Below are 21,436 nucleotides of genomic sequence, written 5' to 3'. Positions count from 1 at the left end.
CGGTGCGTGGCTGGATCAGACTGCTGCTGGGGCTGGCAGGACTCCTGGTCGCGGACGGCGAGGCCGCAGCCGCATCCTGCCGCTACCGTCCCGGAGCGCCCGAGGCCGGGCTGCTGGTGCGCGCGACGGTGCTGGCGCCCGACAAGGTCCTGGAGCACGGCGAGGTGCGCGTCGATGCGGGCGGGACGATCACCTGCGTCGGGCATTGCCGCGCACCGGGGGCGGCGGTGCTGGACTGCGACGGCGCCGTGCTCTCGCCGGGCTTCATCAACCCGCACGACCATATCGCCTATGCCCATGTCCCGCCCCTGCCCGATCGCGGCGAGCGCTACGCGCACCGGCATGAGTGGCGTTTCGGGACGCACGGGCACACGCGGCTGGAGACGTTCGGCCCCACGCACGATCCGCGCGTCGTCGGCTGGGGGGAGCTGCGCTTCCTCGCCGGTGGCACCACCGCGATCGTGGGTGGTGCGATGGCGCCGGGGCTGACGCGCAATCTGGACTTCGCCGACGGGCTCGAGGGGCTGCCGATCCGGCCCGTCACCTACACGATCTTTCCGCTCGACGATCTGGGCGGCATCGAGCGGGTCGGCGACTGCGATTACGGGCCGCACCCGACCTCGCGCGCCGAGGTCGCCGCGAGCAGCGCCTTCCTCGCCCATGTCGCCGAGGGGCGCGATGCGGCGGCGGAGAACGAGTTCCGCTGCGAAAGCTCGACGCGCTTCGACCCCGTCCGCCATCCCGATGGCGGCGGCCCGAGCCAGGACTGGCTGCTGCCACAGGCGACGCTGATCCATGCGGTCGGCCTCAGCCCGGCGGACCTCGCGCTGGTGGCAGAGCGGCACGCCTCGCTGGTGTGGTCGCCGCGCAGCAATCTCGCGCTGTATGGCGCGACGATCGACATCGCCACCGCCCTGCGGCTGGGTATCAACGTGGCCCTCGGCGCCGACTGGCTGCCGACCGGCTCGATGGACATGAACCGGGAGCTGGCCTGTGCGCGCAGCTACAGCCGCGCGCAGCTCGGCGGGCAGATCTCCGACCGGATGCTGTGGCTGATGGCGACGCGCAATGCGGCCCGCGCGACGCGGACCGAGGCCTGGCTCGGCAGCATCGCTCCCGGCCATCTCGCCGATCTGGTGCTGTTCGACCGGCCGGCGGGCCAGGCGGCGGTCACCGCGGCGGTGCTGTCGACACCCCGCTCGACGCTGCTGGTGCTGCGCGGCGGGCGGCCGCTTTATGGCGATGCGGCGTTGCTGCGGCAGATGCGGACGGGCTGCGCCGCCGTGCCGGTGGCGGGCGCGGACAAGGCGCTGTGCAGCGAGCCCGGCGCCGAGCCGCCGGCAGCGCTGGTCGCCTTCGCGCAGGAGGCGGGGCTCTACCCGCTGGCGTTCAACGGGGTGCCGCGCGACGAGCCGAGCTGCCGCGTGGTCGGGGGCAGGTGAGAAAAATCCGGTCGCGTTACGATTGACGATGAAAATAATCCCGGATAGGTGGAGTTTCTGTTAATACACACTCCGGGGTGTTGAATTGTTTTTCCACCAACGCTCCGCGCTCGTTCTTGCCGGTCTCGTCGCGCTGGCCGCCGGCCCGCAGGCCCGCGCCCAGCGTGCCTCGCCGACCTTGCAGACCCTCGGCCCGTTCTCGGCCCTGCCGCAGACCCGCACCACGCCGCAGAAACCGGTGCTGTCGAACCATGCCGGGCCTTGGGGGGTGTTCGACCAGCTCGACGGCTCGCCGGCCGGGTTCGGGCCGGTCTCGCGCTGGGGCACCTCGCGCTGGGCGGAAGACTGGTCGGCGCTGCGCGATCGCAGGCGGCGCGACGATCCGCTCGATGCGCTGAAATTCATCCCGCTGGACCGCGACGGCGACATCTATCTGACGCTGAACGGCGAGAGCCGGCTGCGCAACTGGTACGAGAGCCGACCGTTCCTCGGCCGCCAGGCGCCGCATCACTCCGGCCGGATGGCGCTGCGCAACCTGTTGGGTGCGGATCTGCATCTCGGGGAGCATCTGCGGGTCTACGGCGAGCTGATCAACGGCGATGCGTTCGGCTGGAACTATTACGGCTATAATGCGACGTATCGCACCCGCCTCGACGTGCAGCAGCTGTTTGCCGAGTTCCGTGCGAGGCTGGCCGGGGCGCGGACCGGGCTGATGGTCGGCCGCCAGCAGTTTCTCGATGCGCCGAACTATGTCCTGTTCGCCCGCGAGACGCCGAACGTGCCGCTGTCGTGGAACGGCGTGCGGGCCTACGCGATCTGGCCGCGGTTCCGCATCGACGGGTTCGATTTCGTGCAGACCAACATCAACCCGCCGGCGATGTTCCACGACACCGAGAACTGGACCAACCGGCTGTTCGGCGCGGTCACCTCCTATGCGCTCCCGAAATTCAGGTTTCTCGGTGCGCCGGGGCAGGTGTTTTTCGACAGTTTCTGGCTCGGCTATGTGGTGGGCGGGGCGAATGCCACGGTGGCGAGTGCGTCGGGCACGCGCACCAACACCACCCATCGCGACAATCTCGGCGGGCGGCTGTGGGGCCGCGCCGGGCTGGTCGAGTTCTCGCTCGGCGGGCTGTTCCAGGGCGGGCAGATCAACATCCCGGCCTCGTCGATCTCGCGCCGGGTGCATGCCTATGCCGCCAACGGCTTCGTCGGCTACCGCTTCGCCGGCATCTATGGACGGCCGCTGCTGGGCGTGCAGTCCGACCTCTATTCCGGCGGCAACGCGCATGACCGGTATGGCTCCACCGGCACCTATCTCGCGCCCTACAACCCGCAGACCAACTATCTCGATACCACCACCTATCTCGCACCGCAGAACCTGGTCGACGTCACGCCCACCTTCGAGGTCACACCGCTGTCGAACACGCTGCTGCGGCTGCGGCTGCCGTTCTTCTGGCGCGCCTCGACCGACGACGCGGTCTATGGCCCGGGCCGGGTCTACAGCTTCCCGCGCCCGTTCAGCGGCGGCTATGTCGGCACCATCCCGCAGGCCAACTTCGCCATCCGCTTCTCACGGCATCTGACCTGGACGCACGACATCGCCGGCGTGCTGCTGTCGAGCTCATTGCGCCGCGCCGGCGCTCAGGACGGGTTCTATTATCAGTCCACGCTGGGGCTGCGCTTCTGAGCGCTGCGGACTGCGCCCGGAACGGCCATCTGACGCGCGTTTGCTGTGCTTCGCTGCTCACGGCCCAAACGGCCGCTCCGCTGCGATGCTCGCAGACGCACGCCATCTGACCATTCCGGACACAGTCCGAGACAGGCTCCGAGGCTGTCACGGACGTCAGCAGCGGCTGTGGTCGCCGAGCTGGCAGGCGATGTTGCCGGCGGCGTGATGCGGCAGCACGTACTGCACCACCACCAGCACCACGACGAGCCCCGCGCAGACCCACAGCCACGGGATCAGGCTCGGCTGGTGACCGGGCGGGCGCGGCGCGCGGCTCATTGCGGCCGCGTCATCTCGAAGCGCACGCGCGCGTCGGGCGCGTAGTAGGCGGCCGGGCCGCCGCCGCGCAGCACCGGTTCGCGGCCCGGCGGCAGCACGAAGCCGCCCTCGACCAAGCAGGCCGGGTCGATATGCACCCGCACCACCTCGCCCAGCGTCAGCCAGCCGTCGAGCGGGCGGCCGCTCGCGTCGTGCAGGCGCTGCACCGAGATCATGCGGCATTCCATCGCCACCGCGGCGTCCGCCACGCAATCCGCCGCCACCACCTCGCCGGGGCGGGCCGCGAGGCCGGCGAGCTCGAACTCGTCGATCGCGGCCGGCACGGGTGCGGAGGTGGCGTTCATCGCCACGGCGAGATCGCGGGTGACGAGGCTCCAGGTGAAACAGCCGGTCGCCTCGATATTGGCGACGCTGTCCTTGTAGCCCGACGAGCAGAACATCAGCACCGGCGGGGTGTCGTTGACCACGTTGAAGAAGCTGTAGGGGGCGAGATTGCGCACGCCCTGGGCCGAGCGCGTGCCGATCCAGCCGATCGGCCGCGGCCCGATGATGGTCTTGAGCGGGTCATGCGCCAGCCCGTGGCCGGCGCCGGGGTCGTAGCTGTACACGGTCAGGCCCAGCCCAGCGTGGTCATCAGTTCGGCGAACTCGCGCTTCGACAGCCCGCTCGCCGCCTGCTCGACGGTCTCGCCGGCCAGCATCCGGCGCACCACCGACAGCATCGTCGCCGACAGGGTGAAGGCGCCGACGCGGTAGTCCTCGAAGGCCGCGCAGGCCGCCGGCACCCAGGCGCGCACGGTCTGAAGCATCGCCTCGGCGTAGACGCGGATCTCGTACTGGGCGTGCGGATCGATGCGCAGGGCGAGGAAGTGCAGCAGGTTGTGCAGGTCCGCCTTCCAGTACCACTGGGTGTAGGTGTTGAGCGTGAGGTTCATCCGCGCCAGCTCGCGCGCCAGACCCGGACGGGAGGGGTCGGCGCCCTCGCCCTCGTTGATCATCTCGGCGTAGTGGTCGTAGCAGCGCACCGCGTCCTGGCGCAGCAGGTCGAGCACGGCCTCGGCCTGGTCGCCCTCCAGCACCTCGCCCCGCCCCTGCCGGTTGGAGCTCGACTGCGCGGCGAGGTGCTGGGGGGCAGGCAGGTAGAACTCGCGGTCGAGGATCGAGTAGCGGGCGGAGTATTCGTTGACGTTGGCGGTGCGGTGGCGGATCCACTGGCGGGCGACGAAGATCGGCAGCTTGATGTGATACTTGATCTCGCACATCTCGAACGGCGTGGAGTGCCGGTGCCGCATCAGGTAGCGGATCAGCCCGGTATCCTCGCTCACCTTGCGGGTGCCGCGCCCGTAGGAGACCCGCGCCGCCTGCACGATGGCGGCGTCGTCGCCCATGTAGTCGATCACCCGCACGAAACCGTGATCGAGCACCGGCAGGGCGGTGTGCAGCATCGCCTCGAGAGCCGGCACGGTGGCGCGCAGGGTGGGCCGGCTCTCGGCGCGCAGCGACTCGATCTCGGCGGTCTGTTCGGGGCTCAACGTCATGTCTTGAGCCACTAGCACCGGCACCGCTTGGCGTCAGCCCCGCGAAAGCCTATATGGAAAGGGTCGAGGGCAACCGAGACTATGGTGATAAGCGGCAGTTGGAATAAGCGTTGTGGACCCGGGGGCAGTGCCCGGCGCCTCCACCATTTCTCCCGGAGTTGACCGGGCGATGGGGGCGAAACAGTTTCGACACGCGTGGTAAAGACCTGCCTTTTGCCCGGCATGATACCGCCGTCATCGGGTCAAATCACAAGTGCCAACGACAACAACGCTATGGCGCTCGCTGCCTAATTGACTTAGGCAAGCGCGGTTCGGGGGGCACCGGGCAACAGAAGCCCCCCACTTTGACGCCCCTTCCGTTCGCCGCCGTTCCGCCCGATGATGATCGCCGCCGGGACGGAGACGATCGGGGGCACGCAGGCCGGAGGACCGATGGAAGACGACACGCCGCACAACGAGGCCCAGGGGACGTTCGCCAACTCCCTGCTGCCCTATGGCGGGTGGATCGAGGACGCGTATCGCGTCGCCAATCGGGAGATCATGCTGCGCGCGCTCGAACATGCCGCCACTGGCGGGCTGCCGGGCGGGCACCATTTCTATCTGACGTTCCGCACCGATCACCCCGGCGTGGCGATGCCGCAGCGGCTGCGGGCGCAATACCCCGCCGAGATGACGATCGTGCTCCAGCACCAGTTCTGGGACCTGTCCGTCGACCGCGAGGCGAGGCTGGTCAGCGTGGGGCTGTCGTTCGGTGGCGTGCCGACCACGCTGGTGATCCCGTTCGCCGCCATCACCGCGTTTGCCGATCCCGAGGTGCAGTTCGGACTGCGCATCGAGCCCGCGGCCGATGCGGCACCCGAGCCCGTGGCGGAGCCTGCCGCGCCCGAGGCCCCGGCCGAGACGCCGGATGCGCCGGACACCACCCCGCAGGTCATCAGTCTCGACGCCTTCCGGCGCCGCGACCAGTAAGGAGCGTGCCCGCGATGAACGTCCTCACCCGCCCCGCCCCGGCCGCCTCGCCTGCGCCGAAGCCGTTCGTCTACAGTCCGCTGCTGCCGCTCGGCGAGGACGACACGCCCTGGCGCAAGCTCGCGATCGACGGTATCCGCACCATCGAGGTCGAGGGCCGGACGGTGCTGAGCATCCGGCCGGAGGCGCTGAGCGAGCTGGCGGCGCAGGCATTCCATGACGTCGCCCATCTGCTGCGGCCGGGTCATCTCGCCCAGCTCCGCCGCATCCTCGAGGACCCGGAGGCGAGCTCGAACGACCGCTTCGTCGCACTGGATCTGCTCAAGAACGCCTGCATCGCCGCCGGCGGCAAGCTGCCGATGTGCCAGGACACCGGGACCGCGATCGTGTTCGGCAAGAAGGGCCAGCGGGTCTGGGTCGAGGGCGACGAGGAGGAGGCGCTGTCCTACGGGGTGTATCGCACCTACACCGAGACCAATCTGCGCTACTCGCAGATGGCGCCGCTGAACATGTTCGACGAGGTCAATACCGGCACCAACCTGCCGGTGCAGTTCGACATCATGGCCAGCCCCGGCGATGACGGGCATGCCGACGAGTTCAAGCTGATGTTCGTCGCCAAGGGCGGCGGTTCGGCCAACAAGACCTTCCTGTATCAGGAAACCCGCGCGCTGCTCGCCTCGGAGGAGAAGCTGCTCGACTGGCTGGCGGGCAAGATCCGCACGCTCGGCACCTCCGCCTGCCCGCCCTATCACCTGGCCATCGTCATCGGCGGCACCTCGGCCGAGACCACGCTCAAGACGGTCAAGCTCGCCTCCACGCGCTGGCTCGACAGCCTGCCGACCCAGGGCTCGCCCACCGGCCACGCGTTCCGCGACGTCGATCTCGAGGCCAAGGTCCACAGGCTGACGCAGAATCTCGGCATCGGCGCCCAATTCGGCGGCAAGTATTTCTGCCACGACGTGCGCATCGTGCGTCTGCCGCGCCATGGCGCGAGCCTGCCCGTGGGGCTGGGCGTGTCGTGCAGCGCGGACCGGCAGATCAAGGCGAAGATCACCCCCGAGGGCGTCTTTCTCGAGGAGCTCGAACACGATCCGGCCCGCTTCCTGCCGGAGACCTTCGACGAGAGCCTCGGCGGGCAGACGATCGCCGTCGATCTCAACCGGCCGATGGACGAAATCCGCGCCCAGCTCTCGCAATATGGCGTCGGCACCCGGCTGGCGCTGACCGGCACCATGGTGGTCGCGCGCGACATCGCGCATGCCAGGTTCAAGCAGCGGCTCGACGCGGGCGAGGGTGTGCCGGACTATCTGCGCAATCATCCGGTCTATTACGCCGGCCCCGCGAAGACCCCCGAAGGCATGCCGACCGGGAGTTTCGGCCCCACCACGGCGGGGCGGATGGACTCCTATGTCGCCGAGCTGCAGGCCCATGGCGGCTCGTTCGTGATGCTCGCCAAGGGCAACCGCGCGCGCGCGGTGAAGGATGCGTGCAAGACCTATGGCGGCTTCTATCTCGGCTCGGTCGGCGGCCCGGCCGCGCGCCTCGCCCAGGACTGCATCCGCGAGGTCTCCGTGCTCGAATATCCCGAGCTCGGCATGGAGGCGGTATGGAAGATCGAGGTCGAGAATTTCCCTGCCTTCATCGTCATCGACGACAAGGGCAATGATTTCTACGACGGACTGACCTGAGGGACTGCGAGCACAGATGCGCTTCACCGTCGATCGTCTCGACCATATCGTCATCACCTGCCGTGACGTCGAGGTCACCTCCTCGTGGTACCAGCGCGTGCTCGGCATGGAGCGCGAGGAATACGGGCGCAACAATCGCGGCGCGCTGCGCTTCGGCGGCCAGAAGATCAATGTCCGTCCGTATGGCGCGGAGGGCTGGGGCACGTCCGATGTCGAGATGACCGGGGTGCAGGATCTGTGCTTCATCGCAGCGCTCGCGCCCGCCGACGTCATCGAGCATCTCAATCAGTGCGGCGTTGCGATCATCGAAGGCCCGGTCGAGCGAATCGGCGCGCTGGGCCCGATGCGTTCGGTGTACTGCCGCGACCCGGATGGCAATCTCATCGAGATCGGCTCCTACGCTTTCTGAGTGTTTTGGAGAACGGGTTCTGGTGGCCATCCGACGGCGATCGGCTGTGCTTCGGTGCTCACGGCCATCAAGGCCGCTCCGCTCCGATGCGCGCCGATCACCGCCGGGCGGCGCCCGAAGGGCGCCTCTGACTCACCATAACCCGTTCTCCCTTGTTTCGACGTGAAGATGATTATCTCCCTTGTTTCGACGTGAAGATGATTAGCGGACAAACTCCGGCGCTCCCGGCTTCCCGACGGCGATCGGCTGTGCTTCGGTGCTCACGGCCATCAAGGCCGCTCCACTCCGATGCGCGCCGATCACCGCCGGGCGGCGCCCGAAGGGCGCCTCCGACTCACCATAACCCGTTCTCCCTTGTTTCGACGTTCAAATGATGACCGCTGATCTCTGCCGATTTACGACAGCCCGAAAAAATATCGGGGTCCAGACGCACAGCGTCTGGCGGGGTGCGGGGCAGGGCCCCGCATGAGCCTGCTCGCCTCCGACTACGATTTCGAGCTTCCCGAGGATCGGATTGCGCATGCGCCGGCGCGGCCGCGGGATTCGGCGCGGCTGCTCGAGGTTGCCGGTGCGGCCCTGCACGATCGCGTCGTGCGCGATCTGCCCGCGCTGCTGCGCGAGGGCGATCTGCTGGTTGCCAACGACACCTCCGTGATCCCCGCACAGCTTTCGGCGATGCGCGGTGCGGCGAGGATCGGCATCACGCTCGATCGTCCGGCGGCGGATGGAAGCTGGCATGCGCTGGCACGCACCGCGCGTCGGCTGCGGGTCGGCGACCGGCTGAGCTTTGCGGATGACATGCTGGGTGCGAGCGTGACCGCGCTCGATGAGGCGGGGGCGATCAGGCTGCGCTTCGACCAGGAGGGCGAGGCGTTCGATGCCGCGCTGCGCCGCGTCGGCGCGCTGGCGCTGCCGCCCTACATCGCGCGCCCGTCCGGCCCGACCGAGGCCGATCAGGCCGATTACCAGACGATGTTCGCCGCCCATGACGGTGCAGTCGCGGCACCCACGGCGGGGCTGCATTTCACGCCCGGTCTGCTGGCCGCCCTGGCCGATCGCGGCGTCGGCCATGCGACGGTGACGCTGCATGTGGGCGCGGGCACGTTCCTGCCGATGCGCGACGATGACGTCTCGGCGCATCGCATCCATGCCGAGCGCGGCAGCATCGATGCCGAAACCGTCGAGACGATCGCGCGCACGAAGGCGGCCGGCGGTCGTGTGGTCGCGGTCGGCACCACCACGCTGCGGCTGCTGGAAAGTGCTGCCGCGGACGGCACGCTGCGGGCGTTCTCGGGCGAGACGTCGCTGTTCATCCTTCCTGGCCACCGCTTCCATGTCGCCGATCTGCTGATGACGAATTTTCACCTGCCGCGCTCGACGCTGTTCATGCTGACCTGCGCGTTCGCCGGCGAGGACGCGATGCGCGTGGCCTATGCACACGCCATCGGCGCAAAGTATCGTTTCTATTCCTACGGCGATGCCTGCCTGCTGCATCGGAGTGCCGCCGCATGAGCGCGTTTCATTGGCAGCAGCAGGGCACCGATGGTGCGGCGCGCGCCGGCACCCTGCACACCGCCCATGGCGACGTCTCGACCCCGACCTTCATGCCGGTCGGCACCGTCGGCACCGTCAAGGCGATGACGATGGATGCGGTGCGCAGCACGGGGGCGGGCATCGTGCTCGGCAATACCTATCATCTCATGCTGCGTCCGGGGGCCGAGCGCGTCGCCGCCCTGGGCGGGCTGCACCGGTTCATGGACTGGCCGGGTCCGATCCTGACCGATTCCGGCGGGTTCCAGGTGATGTCGCTCGGTGCCTTGCGCAAGCTCGATGCCGACGGGGTGACATTCCGGTCGCATATCGACGGCAGCAAGCACCGGCTCACGCCGGAAAGCTCCACGCGGATCCAGCATCTTCTCGATGCGACGATCACCATGTGTTTCGACGAGTGCCCTGCCCTGCCGGCCGAGGACGAGGTGATCGCGAAGTCGATGCGTCTGTCGATGGCCTGGGCGGCGCGCTCGCGCGAGGCGTTCGTCGCCCGCCAGGGCTATGCGCAGTTCGGGATCGTGCAGGGGGGCACTTCGACCCAGTTGCGCGCCGAGAGTGTCGCGGCCCTGCGCGGGATCGGTTTCGAGGGCTACGCGATCGGCGGGCTCGCGGTCGGCGAGGGGCAGGCGCTGATGTTCAGCACGCTGGAGGCGACGGTGCCGCTGCTGCCCGCCGACCGGCCGCGCTATCTGATGGGTGTCGGCACGCCGGACGATCTGGTCGGCGGCGTGCAGCGCGGCATCGACATGTTCGACTGCGTGATGCCGACGCGCGCCGGACGCACCGCGCGCGCCTACACCGCGCAGGGGCAGATGAACCTGCGCAATGCGCGGTTCGCCGACGATGCAGCCCCGCTCGAGCAGGATTGCGACTGTCTGGCCTGCACGCGCCACAGCCGCGCCTATCTGCACCATCTGTTCCGCGCCGGCGAGATGCTCGGCCCGATGCTGCTGACCTGGCACAACATCGCCTATTACCAGCGGCTGATGCGCGGGCTGCGCTCGGCGATCGTCGAGGGCCGGCTCGATGCGCATGCGGCCGCGCTGCGCGCGGGGTGGCAGTCGGGACCGCCCGCCCCCGCACCGGCCTGACCATGCCGGCCGCACATCTGGTCAAACGCAGCCTGACGGTCGCCGGCCACGCCACCTCGATCGCCCTCGAAGCGCCGTTCTGGGCCGTGCTGGACCGCATGGCGGCCTCGCGCCGGACCAGCCTCGCCGCACTGGTGGCGGTGATCGATGCCGGCCGCGGCGCGGCCCCGCTGACCTCGAGCCTGCGTCTGGCCGCCCTCGCGCATGCGCTGCATGATCGCGACCTGCCCGGAGAGACGCCATGACGCCACCAGCCGACCGCATCACCTGCCCCGCCTGCGCCGGACGCGGCGGCGAGGCCGACATGTATGAGGAATTCGACGACTGCCCGCTGTGCGACGGTGCGGGCCAGGTGTCGCGACAGCGCGCCGAGGAGTGGCTGGCCGAGGACGCCGCCACCGCCCGCGCGCTCGCCGCCTGGACGTCCGGAGAGAGCGAAAAAAAGAATCTCAGTTAACGGTGTCGTAACAAATGACAGGCAGGGTTGAGACAGGACAAAACGAAGCACCCGCGGTTACGGCTTCTGCATCTTCACCGCCGTCGCCAGGGTCGATCCAGAATGGAGCACCCCATGCTTGAGACCAGCGCGCCATTGCCCGTCATCAGCCCGCTGATGCTGACCGACCAGCTCCTCACCATGGCGCAGGCCGCCGATCGTGCCGGCATGCGCCGCCAGGCGCGCTCGCTGGTGCGTCTCGCGCTCGATGTCTGCGGCAACGTTCCCGCCGGCAAGCCAAACTGAGGGCCGCACGAGCCACGGCGCCGCGCCGGCGACGGTCGGGACGAGGCGCCGGCCGCACAACCTGCCGGGCCCGGATCGGCGCCTTGCCGCGCCCCTGCCGCGGCCCGGCACCACGGCCCTTGAACTCGACGCCGTTCGCAGCCGTTATACAGGCGGGGCCCCGGCCGGCCCCGTGATCGGGGCACGGCGCGAGAACATCTGTCGATGAGCATCTGGGGCAAGGTCTTGGGCGGCGCGGCCGGCATGGTGATGGGCGGACCGGTGGGCGGTCTGCTCGGTGCCGCGCTCGGCCATGCCGCGGACCGCAACGCGCTGTTCGACAACGGCACGCCGCGCATGGGGGGCGGACCGGGTTTCGCCGGTCCGGATCCGGGCGGGGCGGCGGCGCGGATCGCGGTGCGCATCGCCGCCGTGACCGGCCGGCACGACCAGGTGCTGGCGATGGTGACGGTGATGCTGGCCGCCAAGCTCGCCAAATGCGACGGGGCGGTGAACCGCACCGAGATCGACGCCTTCAAGACCGCCTTCCGCATCCCTGCGGAGTCCGCGCGCGATGTCGGCCGGCTGTTCGACCAGGCCCGCCATCGCAGCGACGATTTCGAGCCGTTCGCGCGCGAGCTCGGCCGCGCGTTTGCCGACCGGCGCAGCGCGCTGGAGGATCTGCTCGCCGCACTGTTCGCCATTGCCCGCGCCGACGGGCCGGTCAATGCGCGGGAGGAGGCGTTCCTGCGCCGCGTGCACGTGGCCTTCGGCCTCGCGCCGCAGGCCTGGGAGCGCGCCCGTTCGGGCCGCGCCTCCGCCCCCGCCTCGAACGAGCCGGATGCCTATGCGATCCTCGGCATCCGGGCCGGGGCGAGCAACGAGGACATCAGAAAGGTGTGGCGCCAGCTCATGCAGCAAAATCACCCCGACCGTCTGGCCGCCAGCGGCGCCGACCCCCAGCAGCTCGCCCGCGCCGCCGAGCGGGTGGGACGCATCAATGCCGCCTGGGACCGTATCAAGCGCGAACGCGGGCTGCGCTGAGCATGGAGCGCGAGCCTCCCGCCCTGTTCGACACCGAGGAAGGCCGCCGCCTCGCCGCGGATCGCGACAGTGGCGAATGGCGACGCTGGGGGCCCTATCTGTCCGACCGGCAATGGGGCACCGTGCGCGAGGATTACAGCGCCGACGGCGATGCCTGGGATTACCTGCCCTATGACCAGGCCCGCTCGCGCGCCTATCGCTGGGGCGAGGACGCGATCGGCGGCTTCGGCCAGCAGCGCCTGCATCTCAATCTGGGCGTGGCCCTGTGGAACGGGCAGGATCCGCACCTCAAGGAGCGGCTGTTCGGTCTGACCAACGCGCAGGGCAATCACGGCGAGGACGTCAAGGAACTCTACTACTACCTCGATGCGACGCCGACGCACTCCTACAACCGGATGCTCTACAAATATCCGGCCCGCGCGTTTCCCTATCGCGACCTGATCGACGAGAACGCCCGCCGTGGCGCGGGCGCGCCCGAATACGAGCTGCTCGATACCGGCATCTTCGACGAGGACCGTTATTTCGACGTCGAGATCGAATACGCCAAGGCCGCGCCGGACGACATCCTGATGCGGGTGACGATCACCCATCGCGGCGCCGAGCCGGCGCGGCTGCATGTGCTGCCGCAACTCTGGGCGCGCAACATCTGGTCGTGGAAGGACGGTGTCGAACGGCCCGTGCTGGCGGCGGATGCCCATGCGATCACCGTGCACAGCAGGCTGCTGGCGCCGATGCGCCTCGATATCGGCCAGGAAGCGCAGCTGCTGTTCTGCGACAACGATACCAACGTCAACCTGCTCTATGGCGAGACACAGGCCGGCTGGTTCAAGGACGGCATCAACCGTCACGTCGTCGAAGGTGTCGCCGATGCGGTCAATCCGGCGCGCACCGGCACCAAGGCGGCCGCCTGGCATGTGCTCGAATGCGCCCCCGGCGTGCCGATCGTGCTGCGGCTGCGGCTGCATCCGCAATCGCCCCGCCTTCGCGATCCGTTCGCCGATTTCGACGCCGTGTTCGACCGCCGCATCGCCGAGGCGGATGCCTTCTACGCCACCATCGGCCGTGACGTCGCCGATGCCGACCGGCGTGCGGTGCAGCGACAGGCGCTGGCCGGCATGCTGTGGTCGAAGCAGTTCTACTGCTACGATGTCCGACTGTGGCTGTCGGGAGATCCGACCGAACCGCCTCCGCCCGCCGGGCGTGGCGAGATCCGCAACGGTGCATGGACGCATGTGCGCGCCGCCGACATCATCTCGATGCCCGACAAATGGGAATATCCGTGGTTCGCGTCGTGGGATCTGGCCTTGCAATGTCCGGTGCTGGCCAGTGTGGACCCGGAGTTTGCCAAGCAGCAGCTCCTGCTGCTGACCCGCGACTGGTACATGCATCCCGACGGCGCGCTGCCGGCCTATGAGTGGTCGTTCTCGGACGCCAATCCGCCGGTCTTCGCCTGGGCCACCTGGCGGGTGTTCGAGATCGACCGGATGCTCACCGGGCGCGGCGATCTCGATTTCGTCAAGCGCGCGTTCAACAAGCTGATCCTCAATTTCACCTGGTGGCTGAACCGCAAGGACGCCCAGGGGCGCAACCTGTTCGAGGGCGGCTTCCTGGGGCTCGACAACATCTCGATCTTCGACCGCTCCTCGCCGCTGCCCACCGGCGGATCGCTGAGCCAGTCCGACGGCACCGCCTGGATGGCGGTCTGCGCGATCTCGCTGATGCATCTGGCGATCGAACTCGCGCAGGAAGATGCGGCCTACGAGGAAATGGCGTCGAAGTTCTTCGAGCATTTCCTCGCCATTGCCGCCGCGGACGGCAATGCGCTGTGGGACGAGGAGGACGGGTTCTTCTACGACGTGCTGGCCACGCCGGACGGCCAGCGCATCCCGCTGCGCGCCCGCACGATGGTGGGGCTGATCCCGCTGCTGGCAGTGGCGGTGCTGCCGTTCGAGCAGATCGAGAAGCTGCCGACGTTCCGCGCCAACCTGTCGTGGTTCCTCAGCCACCGCCCCGATCTCGCCACCCTGGTGTCGCACTGGGAGCAGCTCGGCACCGGCGAGCGGATGAAGCTGTCGCTGCTGCGCGAGCACCGCCTGACCCGCGTGCTCGAGCGCATGCTCGACGAGCGGGAATTTCTCTCCGATTACGGCATCCGCTCGGTATCGCGCACGCATCTCGACCATCCCTACCGGTTCGAATGGGCGGGCAAGACCTACGAGCTGCCCTACTGGCCGGGCGAATCGGAAAACCGGCTGTTCGGCGGCAACTCGAATTGGCGCGGGCCGGTCTGGATGCCGCTGAACTACCTCCTGATCGATTCGATGCGGCGGCTGGGCGAGTTCTATGGCGACAGCTTCACGATCGCGTTCCCGACCGGCAGCGATCGCAGGCTGAGCCTCGGCGAGGTCGCCCTCGAACTGGCCGGCCGGCTGACCTCGATCTTCACCCGCGGCCCGGACGGAAGGCGGCCGGTGCACGGCACCGACCTGCGCGCGCAGACCGATCCGCAATTCCGCGATCTGGTGCTGTTCTACGAGTATTTCCACGGCGATACCGGCCGGGGCGTCGGCGCATCGCACCAGACCGGCTGGACGGGGCTGATCGCGCTGCTGATCCACCAGCTCGGTGGACGCTGATCCGGCCGACAGGCGGCAATTTTGCAACCAAACCCGTGGCCGATCGGTTATGATCGATGGAGACAACCCGCAGGAGCGTTGCGATGACCTGGAAGACCCCCCGTATCGTCGAGATCTGCCTCGGCGCCGAGATCAACAGCTACGTGTCGGCCACCCTGCGCGGCTGAACGACGCTGCTCGCCTACCCGGACCGCTGCCGGAGGCTCCGGCAGCGGTCTTTTCTTGTCCGGGGACCAGTGACTGCCAGTGACTGACAGATGCGCGTGATCGTTCTGGGCAGCGGCGCCGGTGGCGGCGTGCCGCAATGGAATTCCGGTGCGCCCGCCTGTCGCCTTGCCCGCGCCGGCGATCCGACCTCGCCGCCGCGCACCCAGACCGGGCTCGCCGTGAGCGACGGCACGCACTGGTTCCTGCTCAATACCAGCCCCGATCTGCGCCAGCAGCTTGCCGCCCAGCCTGCCCTGCACCCGCCCGAAGGCGTGCTGCGCGGCTCGCCGATCGCCGGCGTGGTGCTGACGGGTGGCGAGATCGACGCCATTGCCGGGCTGCTGACCCTGCGCGAGGGGCATGCGTTCGGCATCCGCGCCACTGCCACGGTCTGCGCGACGCTCGCCGCCAACCCGATCTTCCAGGCGCTGCCGGCGGATCGCGTGCCGCGGCTGATGACCCTGCCCGACCAGCCCTTCCCGCTCGGTGGGCTGACCGCGACGCTGTTCCGCGTGCCGGGCAAACGGCCGCTGCATGCCGAAGCGGCGGGGCACGAGATCGCCGAGACCGACGACACGGTCGGCGTGGAGATCGTCGATGGCGGGCGGCGGATGATCTTCATCCCGGGCTGTGCGGCGATCACCGAGGCGATGGTCGAGCGCATCGACGGGGCGGATCTGCTGTTCATCGACGCGACCCTGTGGCGCGACGACGAGATGGTGGCCGGCGGCTACAGCGCGAAGACGGGGCAGCGCATGGGCCATGTCTCGATCAGCGGCGAGAATGGCGTGCTCGACCGGCTGGCCGGCTGCCGGATCGAGCACAAGGTGCTGATCCATATCAACAACACCAACCCGGTGCTGCTGGCCAAGAGCCTCCAGCGCGCCCGCGTGCTGCGGCTGGGCTGGCGGGTCGCGCATGACGGGCTGGAGTTCAATCTGTGAGCGTGCTGTCACCTGACGACCTGGAAGACGCGCTGCGCGCCATCGGCGCCGAGCGCTACCACAACCGACATCCGTTCCACCGCGCCCTGCACGAGGGCCGGCTCGATCGCGGGCAGGTGCAGGCCTGGGCGCTGAACCGGTTCTATTACCAGAGCCGGATTCCGGCCAAGGACGCCACCCTGATCGCGCGGCTGCCGACCGCGGAGCTTCGCCGCGCGTGGCGTTCGCGGCTGATCGACCATGACGGCGACGCGCCCGGCACCGGCGGGGTGGCGCGCTGGCTGCGGCTGGCGAGCGGTGTCGGGCTCGATCCGGATTATGTCGAATCGCTCGACGGGCTGCTGCCGGGGACGCGTTTCGCGGTCGATGCGTATGTGCATTTCGTCGCCGGGCGCAGCATCCTCGAGGCCATCGCCTCGTCGCTGACCGAGCTGTTCTCGCCGACCATCATCGCCGAACGGGTGAGCGGGATGCTGGCGCATTATGATTTCGTCGATCGCGACACGCTCGCCTATTTCACGCCGCGCCTCGAACAGGCACCGAAGGACTCCGCCTTCGCACTCGACTATGTCCGCGCCCATGCCACCACCGAGGAGACGCAGGCCGCGGTGCTGGCGGCGCTGAGGTTCAAGTGCGGCGTGCTGTGGTCGATGCTGGATGCGCTGGACTATGCCTATGTCAGCCCCGGACATGTTCCGCCGGGCGCGTTCGTGCCGGCCGGATGAGCGCGCGCATTCCCCGTCTCGCCCCCGGGGTGAGGTTCCGCCACGATGCCACGCGGGATGCCTGGGTGCTGCTGGCGCCGGAGCGGCTGCTGCTGCCCGACGAGATCGCCTGCGCGGTGCTGCACGAGATCGACGGCGTGCGTGACGAGGCGGTGATCGTCGACCGGCTCGCCGAACATTACGACGCGCCGCGGGCGCTGATCGCCGGCGATGTCGCGACGCTGATCGACGGGCTGATCGCCGACGGGGTGCTGCGCGCGTGAGCAGCCCCGCCCCGCCGCTGGCGCTGATCGCGGAGCTGACGCATCGCTGCCCGCTCGCCTGCCCCTATTGCTCCAATCCGCTTGAGCTGGCTTCCGCATCGACGGAACTCGACACCGCGACCTGGCTGCGGCTGATCGACGAGGCGGCGGCACTCGGCGTGCTGCATCTGCACCTGACCGGCGGCGAGCCGATGGCGCGGCGCGACCTCAATGACATCATCGCCCATGCCCATGCGCGCGGGCTCTACATCAACCTGATCACCGCCGGTGTCACCCTCGATGCCGGCCGTCTCGCGCTGCTGCGGGAGGCCGGGCTCGACCATATCCAGCTCAGTTTCCAGGATGCGGAGGCAGAGGGCGGCGACCATATCGGCGGCCTGCGGGGCGGCCATGCCCGCAAGCTCGCAGCCGCGCGGCTGATCGCCGACAGCGACATCGCGCTGACGCTCAACTTCGTCGTCCACCGCGCCAATCTCGAGCGGTTGGAACAGATGATCGCGCTGGCCGAGCAGCTCGGCGCACAGCGCATGGAGATCGCGCACACCCAGTATCATGGCTGGGCGATGCGCAACCGCGCGGCCCTGCTGCCGACCGCAGCGCAGCTCGACGCGGCCAACGCCACCGTCACGCAGGCCCGTGCGCGGCTCGCCGCGCGGCTGCGCATCGACTATGTGGTGCCGGATTATTTCGCTGAATACCCCAAGGCCTGCATGGGCGGCTGGGCGCGCAACACCCTCCTCGTCGACCCGACCGGACGGGCGATGCCGTGCCATGCGGCGCATGGCATCCCCGGCATGGACTGGCCGCGTCTGCGCGAGACCTCGCTGGGTGCCGCGTGGCGTTCGGCGCCGTTCGAGCGCTTCCGCGGCACCGGCTGGATGCCCGAACCCTGCCGGTCGTGCGAACGGCGCGAGATCGACTGGGGCGGCTGCCGGTGCCAGGCGCTGGCCTTGACCGGTCACGCCGAGCGCACCGACCCGGTCTGCGTCAAGTCGCCCGATCATGCCATGGTGGCGGCACTCGCCGCGGCCGCCGGCAACGACGCAAGCGCCACCGTGCCGGTCGCATGGCAGTATCGCAGCGCGAAGCCGGACCCCACGACGGCGCGTTGAAGGGCAGACCTGTCCCTGTCCGGAGAAGCACCCGATGTCGCTTGCCACGCTCACGCTCAATGACGGCGTCGTCCTGCCGGCCATCGGCTTTGGCACCTATCGTCTCAAGGGCGGCGAGGGCGCCGACACCATCGCGCGGGCGATCATCACCGGCTACCGCCTGCTGGACTCGGCCTTCAACTACGAGAACGAGGGCACGGTCGGTGCTGCCATCCGTCGCGCCGGCGTGCCGCGGGACGAGGTGCTGGTCGCCTCGAAACTGCCGGGGCGGCACCATGCCTATGATGCGGCGCTGGCGACGGTGGAGGAATCGCTGTTCCGTACCGGTCTCGATCACCTCGATCTCTACCTGATCCACTGGCCCAATCCGCGCCAGGGCCTGTTCGTCGAGGCTTGGCAGGCGCTGATCGAGGCGCGGCGGCGTGGCCTGGTGCGCTCGATTGGAGTGTGCAACTTCCTGCCCGCGCATCTCGACCGGCTGGTCGAGGCGACCGGGGTGACGCCGGCGGTCAACCAGATCGAGCTGCACCCCTATTTCCCGCAGGACGCGCAGCGCGCCGCCGACCGCGCCCGCGGCATCGTCACCCAGGCCTGGAGCCCGCTGGGACGTGCGAGTACGGTGCTGCACGACCCGGTGCTGGAGACGATCGCACGGCGGCTCGGGCGCAGCATTCCGCAGGTGATCCTGCGCTGGCACGTGCAGCTCGGTGTGCAGCCGCTGCCCAAGGCCAGCTCGCCCGAGCGACAGGCCGACAATCTTGACCTGTCCGGGTTCGAACTCACCGACGACGACATGGCGGCGATCGCCGGCCTCGCCCGGCCCGACGGGCGCATCAAGGATCAGGATCCGGCGCGCTACGAGGAGTTCTGAGCGGCGCAGCCCATGCCGACGGCGGCATGCGCCGTCAGGCGCGGGGCATGCGCGGCGATCCCCGCACCTGCACCGCCCGACGCGCGCCAGCGCTTGACCTGCCGTTCGAGCATCGCCGAGATGCGCCCGGGCGGCACCGGGCGGGAGAGCAGGAAACCCTGCACCTCGGCGCAGCCGTCATCGACCAGCAGGGAGAGCTGATTGTTGGTCTCGACGCCCTCGGCCGTGACCGACAGGTCGAGCGCGCGGGCGATGGTGAGAATGGCCCGCACGATCTCGCGGCCGGCGCTGCCGATGTCGATCGCATCGATGAACTGCTTGTCGATCTTGAGCACGTCGAAGGGAAAGCTGCGCAGCGATCCGAGCGACGAATACCCGACGCCGAAATCGTCCATGGCGATGCGCACGCCGAGGGCCTTGAGGCCCAGGAGCGTCTCGCGGGCGCGGGCGGCATCGGAAAACAGCGTGCCCTCGGTGATCTCGAGCTCCAGCCGCGTCGGATCGAGGCCGGTCTGATCGAGGACGTCGCGCACCAGCGCGATCACGTCGCTGTCGCGGATCTGGACCGGCGAGAGGTTGACCGAGACGCCGATGCCGGGCCAGCCGATCACGTGCCGGCAGGCCTCGCGCAGCACCCACTCGCCGAGCGGCACGATCAGGCCGCTGCGCTCGGCAATCGGGATGAAGTCGCCCGGCGGGACACGGCCGCGCGAGGGATGGTTCCAGCGCACCAGCGCCTCGACGCTGTGGATGGTCCGCGACGCCGCGCCATAGCGCGGCTGGAACTCGAGCACGAACTGCTGCCCCACCAGGCCCGCGCGCAGGGCGTCGACCTGTTCCTGGTAGCTCAGCAGGCGGTCGTTGGTGGCATTCGAATAGAAGACGAAACGCTGACCCCTGGCCTGCTTGGCCCGGTACAGGGCGATATCGGCGCAGCGCAGCAGCTCGTCAGGCGTGCTCGCGTCGCCCGGCGACATGGCGATGCCGATCGAGACACCGACGCCGATCTCGACGCCCTCGAAACGGATGGGCTCCCTGACCTCGTCGATGACCCGCTGACAGGCCGCCTCGACGGCATCGGCGCTCATGTCGGGGGCGACGATGACGAACTCGTCGCCCCCGATCCGCGCGGCGAGCTGGTCGTAGGAGAGCAGCCTGCGCAGCCGGTCGGCAATCACGGCGAGGACGTGATCGCCGGCATGGTGGCCGAGGCTGTCATTGATCGGCTTGAAGCGGTCGAGATCGAGATACAGCACGACCATGCCGCAGCCCTTCTCCGCCACCGCCTCCATGAACGAGATCAGCCTGGCGCGGTTGGGCAGGCCGGTCGCCGTGTCGTGCTGCGAGCGGCGCTGCGCATCCTCGAATGCCGAGGCGAGGGTGACGTTCGAGGTGACGTCGGTCGCGTATTTGACGATCCGGGTCGGCGTTCCGGCGGCATCGATCAGCGGGCAGTAGGTCGCCTGGAGCCATATCTCCTGCCCGGCCTTGCCCAGGCAACGGAACAGACCGGCACATGACTGGCCGTTGCGCAGGGTTTCCCAATGCCGGGCATAGTCCAGCGTGCCGACCTGGCCGGCGTCGCGCAACATGGCATGGTTGCGGCCGATCAGCTCGTCGGGCTCGTAGCCGAACAGGGCACAGAAGCGGTCATTGGCGGACAGGATGGTGCCGTCGAACGCGAAGGAGGCGACGCATTGCGACTTGTCGATCGCCTCGATCTGGGCCTCGCGGTCGCGACGCAGCAGCACCTCCTCGGTGATCACGCTGCCGCAGGCGATGACGTGATCCACCCGACCCTCGGCATCGAGCACCGGGTGATAGGTGCTGCGTAGCCAGATCGCCGTGCCGTCGACGCGGATCAGGCTGATCTCGCGCTCGAAATACTGGCCGGCGCGCATGGCTGCCCATCTCTCGCGATACGCCGCCGAATCGATGGTCTCCGGCGGCAGGAGCATGTCCGTCCCGCGCCCGACGAGCACCTCGCGCGGGTAGCCGAGCACGTCGACCATGCGCTCGTTGAGGTAGAGGATGGTGCCGTCGAGCCTGAAGCCGAGCAGGGTGTGCGAGCGCTCGATGGCGGCCATCTTGGCGTGCAGCAGCTCGTCATGAGGGCCGCCGGGGGCCGGGCCGCATCCCCAAGTATCGGTCGGCCGGTCGCTGACGGGCGACGACGCCAGGGTGGTGGTTGCGATGCCGTCGGCCATGGCCATGGATCCTC

Annotated in this window: 22 protein-coding genes and 1 other RNA gene; 19 read left to right on the top strand and 4 right to left on the bottom strand. The window is 69.0% G+C overall.

Features of this window, described 5'->3' with window-relative positions; all coding sequences use genetic code 11:
- The first annotated feature begins 2 nt into the window (after window positions 1–2).
- Together FHR90_RS04895 and FHR90_RS04890 are read left to right on the top strand one after the other, a co-directional pair.
- On the top strand, window positions 3–1,442 hold the full coding sequence (locus tag FHR90_RS04895) for an amidohydrolase family protein (protein ID WP_183274862.1): 1,440 nt from the start codon (window positions 3–5) through the stop codon (window positions 1,440–1,442).
- Between the two features lie 85 nt (window positions 1,443–1,527).
- Entirely contained in the window at window positions 1,528–3,129 is a 1,602-nt protein-coding gene (locus FHR90_RS04890) for an alginate export family protein (RefSeq protein ID WP_176626064.1), read from the top strand.
- A gap of 156 nt (window positions 3,130–3,285) precedes the next feature.
- On the opposite strand, the gene FHR90_RS04885 is transcribed toward FHR90_RS04890, so the two are convergent.
- The 3 genes from FHR90_RS04885 to thyX are packed head-to-tail and all read right to left on the bottom strand — an operon-like array spanning window position 3,286 to window position 4,984.
- Window positions 3,286–3,447 carry a hypothetical protein gene (locus FHR90_RS04885; protein ID WP_176626066.1) on the bottom strand — a complete coding sequence of 54 codons (162 nt, stop codon included), beginning with the start codon at window positions 3,445–3,447 and terminating at the stop codon, window positions 3,286–3,288.
- The gene (locus FHR90_RS04880; protein WP_266152838.1) at window positions 3,444–4,055 is read right to left on the bottom strand and encodes a flavin reductase; all 612 of its coding nucleotides are present in this window, start codon (window positions 4,053–4,055) and stop codon (window positions 3,444–3,446) included. The genes FHR90_RS04885 and FHR90_RS04880 overlap by 4 nt, the downstream gene beginning before the upstream one ends.
- A gap of 2 nt (window positions 4,056–4,057) precedes the next feature.
- Window positions 4,058–4,984 (bottom strand): FAD-dependent thymidylate synthase, encoded by a 927-nt coding sequence (thyX, locus tag FHR90_RS04875; protein WP_176623615.1) that lies wholly within the window; start codon window positions 4,982–4,984, stop codon window positions 4,058–4,060.
- A gap of 23 nt (window positions 4,985–5,007) precedes the next feature.
- Between thyX and ssrA the strand changes: the two genes are divergently transcribed.
- The 17 genes from ssrA to FHR90_RS04790 all read left to right on the top strand — a co-directional run bounded on the left by ssrA (window position 5,008) and on the right by FHR90_RS04790 (window position 19,215).
- Window positions 5,008–5,328, top strand: a transfer-messenger RNA (tmRNA) gene (gene ssrA, locus FHR90_RS04870).
- 88 nt (window positions 5,329–5,416) lie between these two features.
- The gene (locus FHR90_RS04865; RefSeq protein WP_176623617.1) at window positions 5,417–5,953 is read left to right on the top strand and encodes an SspB family protein; all 537 of its coding nucleotides are present in this window, start codon (window positions 5,417–5,419) and stop codon (window positions 5,951–5,953) included.
- Window positions 5,954–5,967: 14 nt separating this feature from the next.
- Complete coding sequence (locus FHR90_RS04860; protein WP_176623619.1) at window positions 5,968–7,641, top strand: fumarate hydratase; 1,674 nt, start codon at window positions 5,968–5,970, stop codon at window positions 7,639–7,641.
- Between the two features lie 16 nt (window positions 7,642–7,657).
- A complete protein-coding gene (locus tag FHR90_RS04855; RefSeq protein ID WP_176623621.1) occupies window positions 7,658–8,050 on the top strand; it encodes a VOC family protein in 393 nt (130 codons plus the stop codon).
- Window positions 8,051–8,515: 465 nt separating this feature from the next.
- The gene (queA, locus tag FHR90_RS04850; protein WP_176623623.1) at window positions 8,516–9,562 is read left to right on the top strand and encodes a tRNA preQ1(34) S-adenosylmethionine ribosyltransferase-isomerase QueA; all 1,047 of its coding nucleotides are present in this window, start codon (window positions 8,516–8,518) and stop codon (window positions 9,560–9,562) included.
- Window positions 9,559–10,692 (top strand): tRNA guanosine(34) transglycosylase Tgt, encoded by a 1,134-nt coding sequence (tgt, locus tag FHR90_RS04845; RefSeq protein WP_176623625.1) that lies wholly within the window; start codon window positions 9,559–9,561, stop codon window positions 10,690–10,692. Before queA ends, tgt begins: the two co-directional genes overlap by 4 nt.
- Window positions 10,656–10,937, top strand: a complete 282-nt coding sequence (locus FHR90_RS04840; protein ID WP_338082145.1) for a ribbon-helix-helix domain-containing protein — start codon at window positions 10,656–10,658, stop codon at window positions 10,935–10,937. The genes tgt and FHR90_RS04840 overlap by 37 nt, the downstream gene beginning before the upstream one ends.
- Window positions 10,934–11,149, top strand: a complete 216-nt coding sequence (locus FHR90_RS04835; protein WP_176627293.1) for a hypothetical protein — start codon at window positions 10,934–10,936, stop codon at window positions 11,147–11,149. The genes FHR90_RS04840 and FHR90_RS04835 overlap by 4 nt, the downstream gene beginning before the upstream one ends.
- 114 nt (window positions 11,150–11,263) lie before the next feature.
- Window positions 11,264–11,434: a hypothetical protein gene (locus tag FHR90_RS04830; protein WP_176627291.1), complete on the top strand. Its 171-nt coding sequence runs from the start codon at window positions 11,264–11,266 to the stop codon at window positions 11,432–11,434.
- Between the two features lie 204 nt (window positions 11,435–11,638).
- The gene (locus FHR90_RS04825; protein WP_183274860.1) at window positions 11,639–12,457 is read left to right on the top strand and encodes a TerB family tellurite resistance protein; all 819 of its coding nucleotides are present in this window, start codon (window positions 11,639–11,641) and stop codon (window positions 12,455–12,457) included.
- A gap of 2 nt (window positions 12,458–12,459) precedes the next feature.
- A complete protein-coding gene (locus FHR90_RS04820; RefSeq protein ID WP_176625379.1) occupies window positions 12,460–15,093 on the top strand; it encodes an MGH1-like glycoside hydrolase domain-containing protein in 2,634 nt (877 codons plus the stop codon).
- Between the two features lie 56 nt (window positions 15,094–15,149).
- The gene (gene pqqA / locus FHR90_RS04815; RefSeq protein ID WP_218062117.1) at window positions 15,150–15,260 is read left to right on the top strand and encodes a pyrroloquinoline quinone precursor peptide PqqA; all 111 of its coding nucleotides are present in this window, start codon (window positions 15,150–15,152) and stop codon (window positions 15,258–15,260) included.
- A gap of 90 nt (window positions 15,261–15,350) precedes the next feature.
- The gene (gene pqqB, locus FHR90_RS04810; protein ID WP_183274859.1) at window positions 15,351–16,244 is read left to right on the top strand and encodes a pyrroloquinoline quinone biosynthesis protein PqqB; all 894 of its coding nucleotides are present in this window, start codon (window positions 15,351–15,353) and stop codon (window positions 16,242–16,244) included.
- Window positions 16,241–16,969 (top strand): pyrroloquinoline-quinone synthase PqqC, encoded by a 729-nt coding sequence (gene pqqC / locus FHR90_RS04805; protein ID WP_176624019.1) that lies wholly within the window; start codon window positions 16,241–16,243, stop codon window positions 16,967–16,969. Before pqqB ends, pqqC begins: the two co-directional genes overlap by 4 nt.
- Complete coding sequence (gene pqqD / locus FHR90_RS04800) at window positions 16,966–17,232, top strand: pyrroloquinoline quinone biosynthesis peptide chaperone PqqD (RefSeq protein ID WP_176624017.1); 267 nt, start codon at window positions 16,966–16,968, stop codon at window positions 17,230–17,232. Before pqqC ends, pqqD begins: the two co-directional genes overlap by 4 nt.
- On the top strand, window positions 17,229–18,344 hold the full coding sequence (gene pqqE / locus FHR90_RS04795; protein WP_176624015.1) for a pyrroloquinoline quinone biosynthesis protein PqqE: 1,116 nt from the start codon (window positions 17,229–17,231) through the stop codon (window positions 18,342–18,344). The genes pqqD and pqqE overlap by 4 nt, the downstream gene beginning before the upstream one ends.
- A 34-nt stretch (window positions 18,345–18,378) precedes the next feature.
- Window positions 18,379–19,215: an aldo/keto reductase gene (locus FHR90_RS04790; protein ID WP_176624013.1), complete on the top strand. Its 837-nt coding sequence runs from the start codon at window positions 18,379–18,381 to the stop codon at window positions 19,213–19,215.
- On the opposite strand, the gene FHR90_RS04785 is transcribed toward FHR90_RS04790, so the two are convergent.
- Entirely contained in the window at window positions 19,200–21,422 is a 2,223-nt protein-coding gene (locus FHR90_RS04785) for a putative bifunctional diguanylate cyclase/phosphodiesterase (protein WP_176624011.1), read from the bottom strand. The two genes, FHR90_RS04790 and FHR90_RS04785, sit on opposite strands and share 16 nt — an antisense overlap.
- Window positions 21,423–21,436: the final 14 nt, after the last annotated feature.

This window comes from Endobacter medicaginis, assembly GCF_014192375.1.
Taxonomy (GTDB): Bacteria; Pseudomonadota; Alphaproteobacteria; order Acetobacterales; family Acetobacteraceae; genus Endobacter; species Endobacter medicaginis.
Note: the sequence above shows the minus strand (reverse complement) of the source record. Positions and strands in the feature narration are given on the sequence as shown.

What these genes read in the sequence shown, in the direction of transcription:
- FHR90_RS04885 (WP_176626066.1), bottom strand. Translation starts at nt 3,447, where the DNA reads ATGAGCCGCGCGCCGCGCCCGCCCGGTCACCAGCCGAGCCTGATCCCG.
- thyX (WP_176623615.1), bottom strand. Translation starts at nt 4,984, where the DNA reads ATGACGTTGAGCCCCGAACAGACCGCCGAGATCGAGTCGCTGCGCGCC.
- FHR90_RS04865 (WP_176623617.1), top strand. Translation starts at nt 5,417, where the DNA reads ATGGAAGACGACACGCCGCACAACGAGGCCCAGGGGACGTTCGCCAAC.
- FHR90_RS04860 (WP_176623619.1), top strand. Translation starts at nt 5,968, where the DNA reads ATGAACGTCCTCACCCGCCCCGCCCCGGCCGCCTCGCCTGCGCCGAAG.
- FHR90_RS04855 (WP_176623621.1), top strand. Translation starts at nt 7,658, where the DNA reads ATGCGCTTCACCGTCGATCGTCTCGACCATATCGTCATCACCTGCCGT.
- queA (WP_176623623.1), top strand. Translation starts at nt 8,516, where the DNA reads ATGAGCCTGCTCGCCTCCGACTACGATTTCGAGCTTCCCGAGGATCGG.
- tgt (WP_176623625.1), top strand. Translation starts at nt 9,559, where the DNA reads ATGAGCGCGTTTCATTGGCAGCAGCAGGGCACCGATGGTGCGGCGCGC.
- FHR90_RS04835 (WP_176627293.1), top strand. Translation starts at nt 10,934, where the DNA reads ATGACGCCACCAGCCGACCGCATCACCTGCCCCGCCTGCGCCGGACGC.
- FHR90_RS04830 (WP_176627291.1), top strand. Translation starts at nt 11,264, where the DNA reads ATGCTTGAGACCAGCGCGCCATTGCCCGTCATCAGCCCGCTGATGCTG.
- FHR90_RS04825 (WP_183274860.1), top strand. Translation starts at nt 11,639, where the DNA reads ATGAGCATCTGGGGCAAGGTCTTGGGCGGCGCGGCCGGCATGGTGATG.
- FHR90_RS04820 (WP_176625379.1), top strand. Translation starts at nt 12,460, where the DNA reads ATGGAGCGCGAGCCTCCCGCCCTGTTCGACACCGAGGAAGGCCGCCGC.
- pqqA (WP_218062117.1), top strand. Translation starts at nt 15,150, where the DNA reads ATGGAGACAACCCGCAGGAGCGTTGCGATGACCTGGAAGACCCCCCGT.
- pqqB (WP_183274859.1), top strand. Translation starts at nt 15,351, where the DNA reads ATGCGCGTGATCGTTCTGGGCAGCGGCGCCGGTGGCGGCGTGCCGCAA.
- pqqD (WP_176624017.1), top strand. Translation starts at nt 16,966, where the DNA reads ATGAGCGCGCGCATTCCCCGTCTCGCCCCCGGGGTGAGGTTCCGCCAC.
- FHR90_RS04790 (WP_176624013.1), top strand. Translation starts at nt 18,379, where the DNA reads ATGTCGCTTGCCACGCTCACGCTCAATGACGGCGTCGTCCTGCCGGCC.
- FHR90_RS04785 (WP_176624011.1), bottom strand. Translation starts at nt 21,422, where the DNA reads ATGGCCGACGGCATCGCAACCACCACCCTGGCGTCGTCGCCCGTCAGC.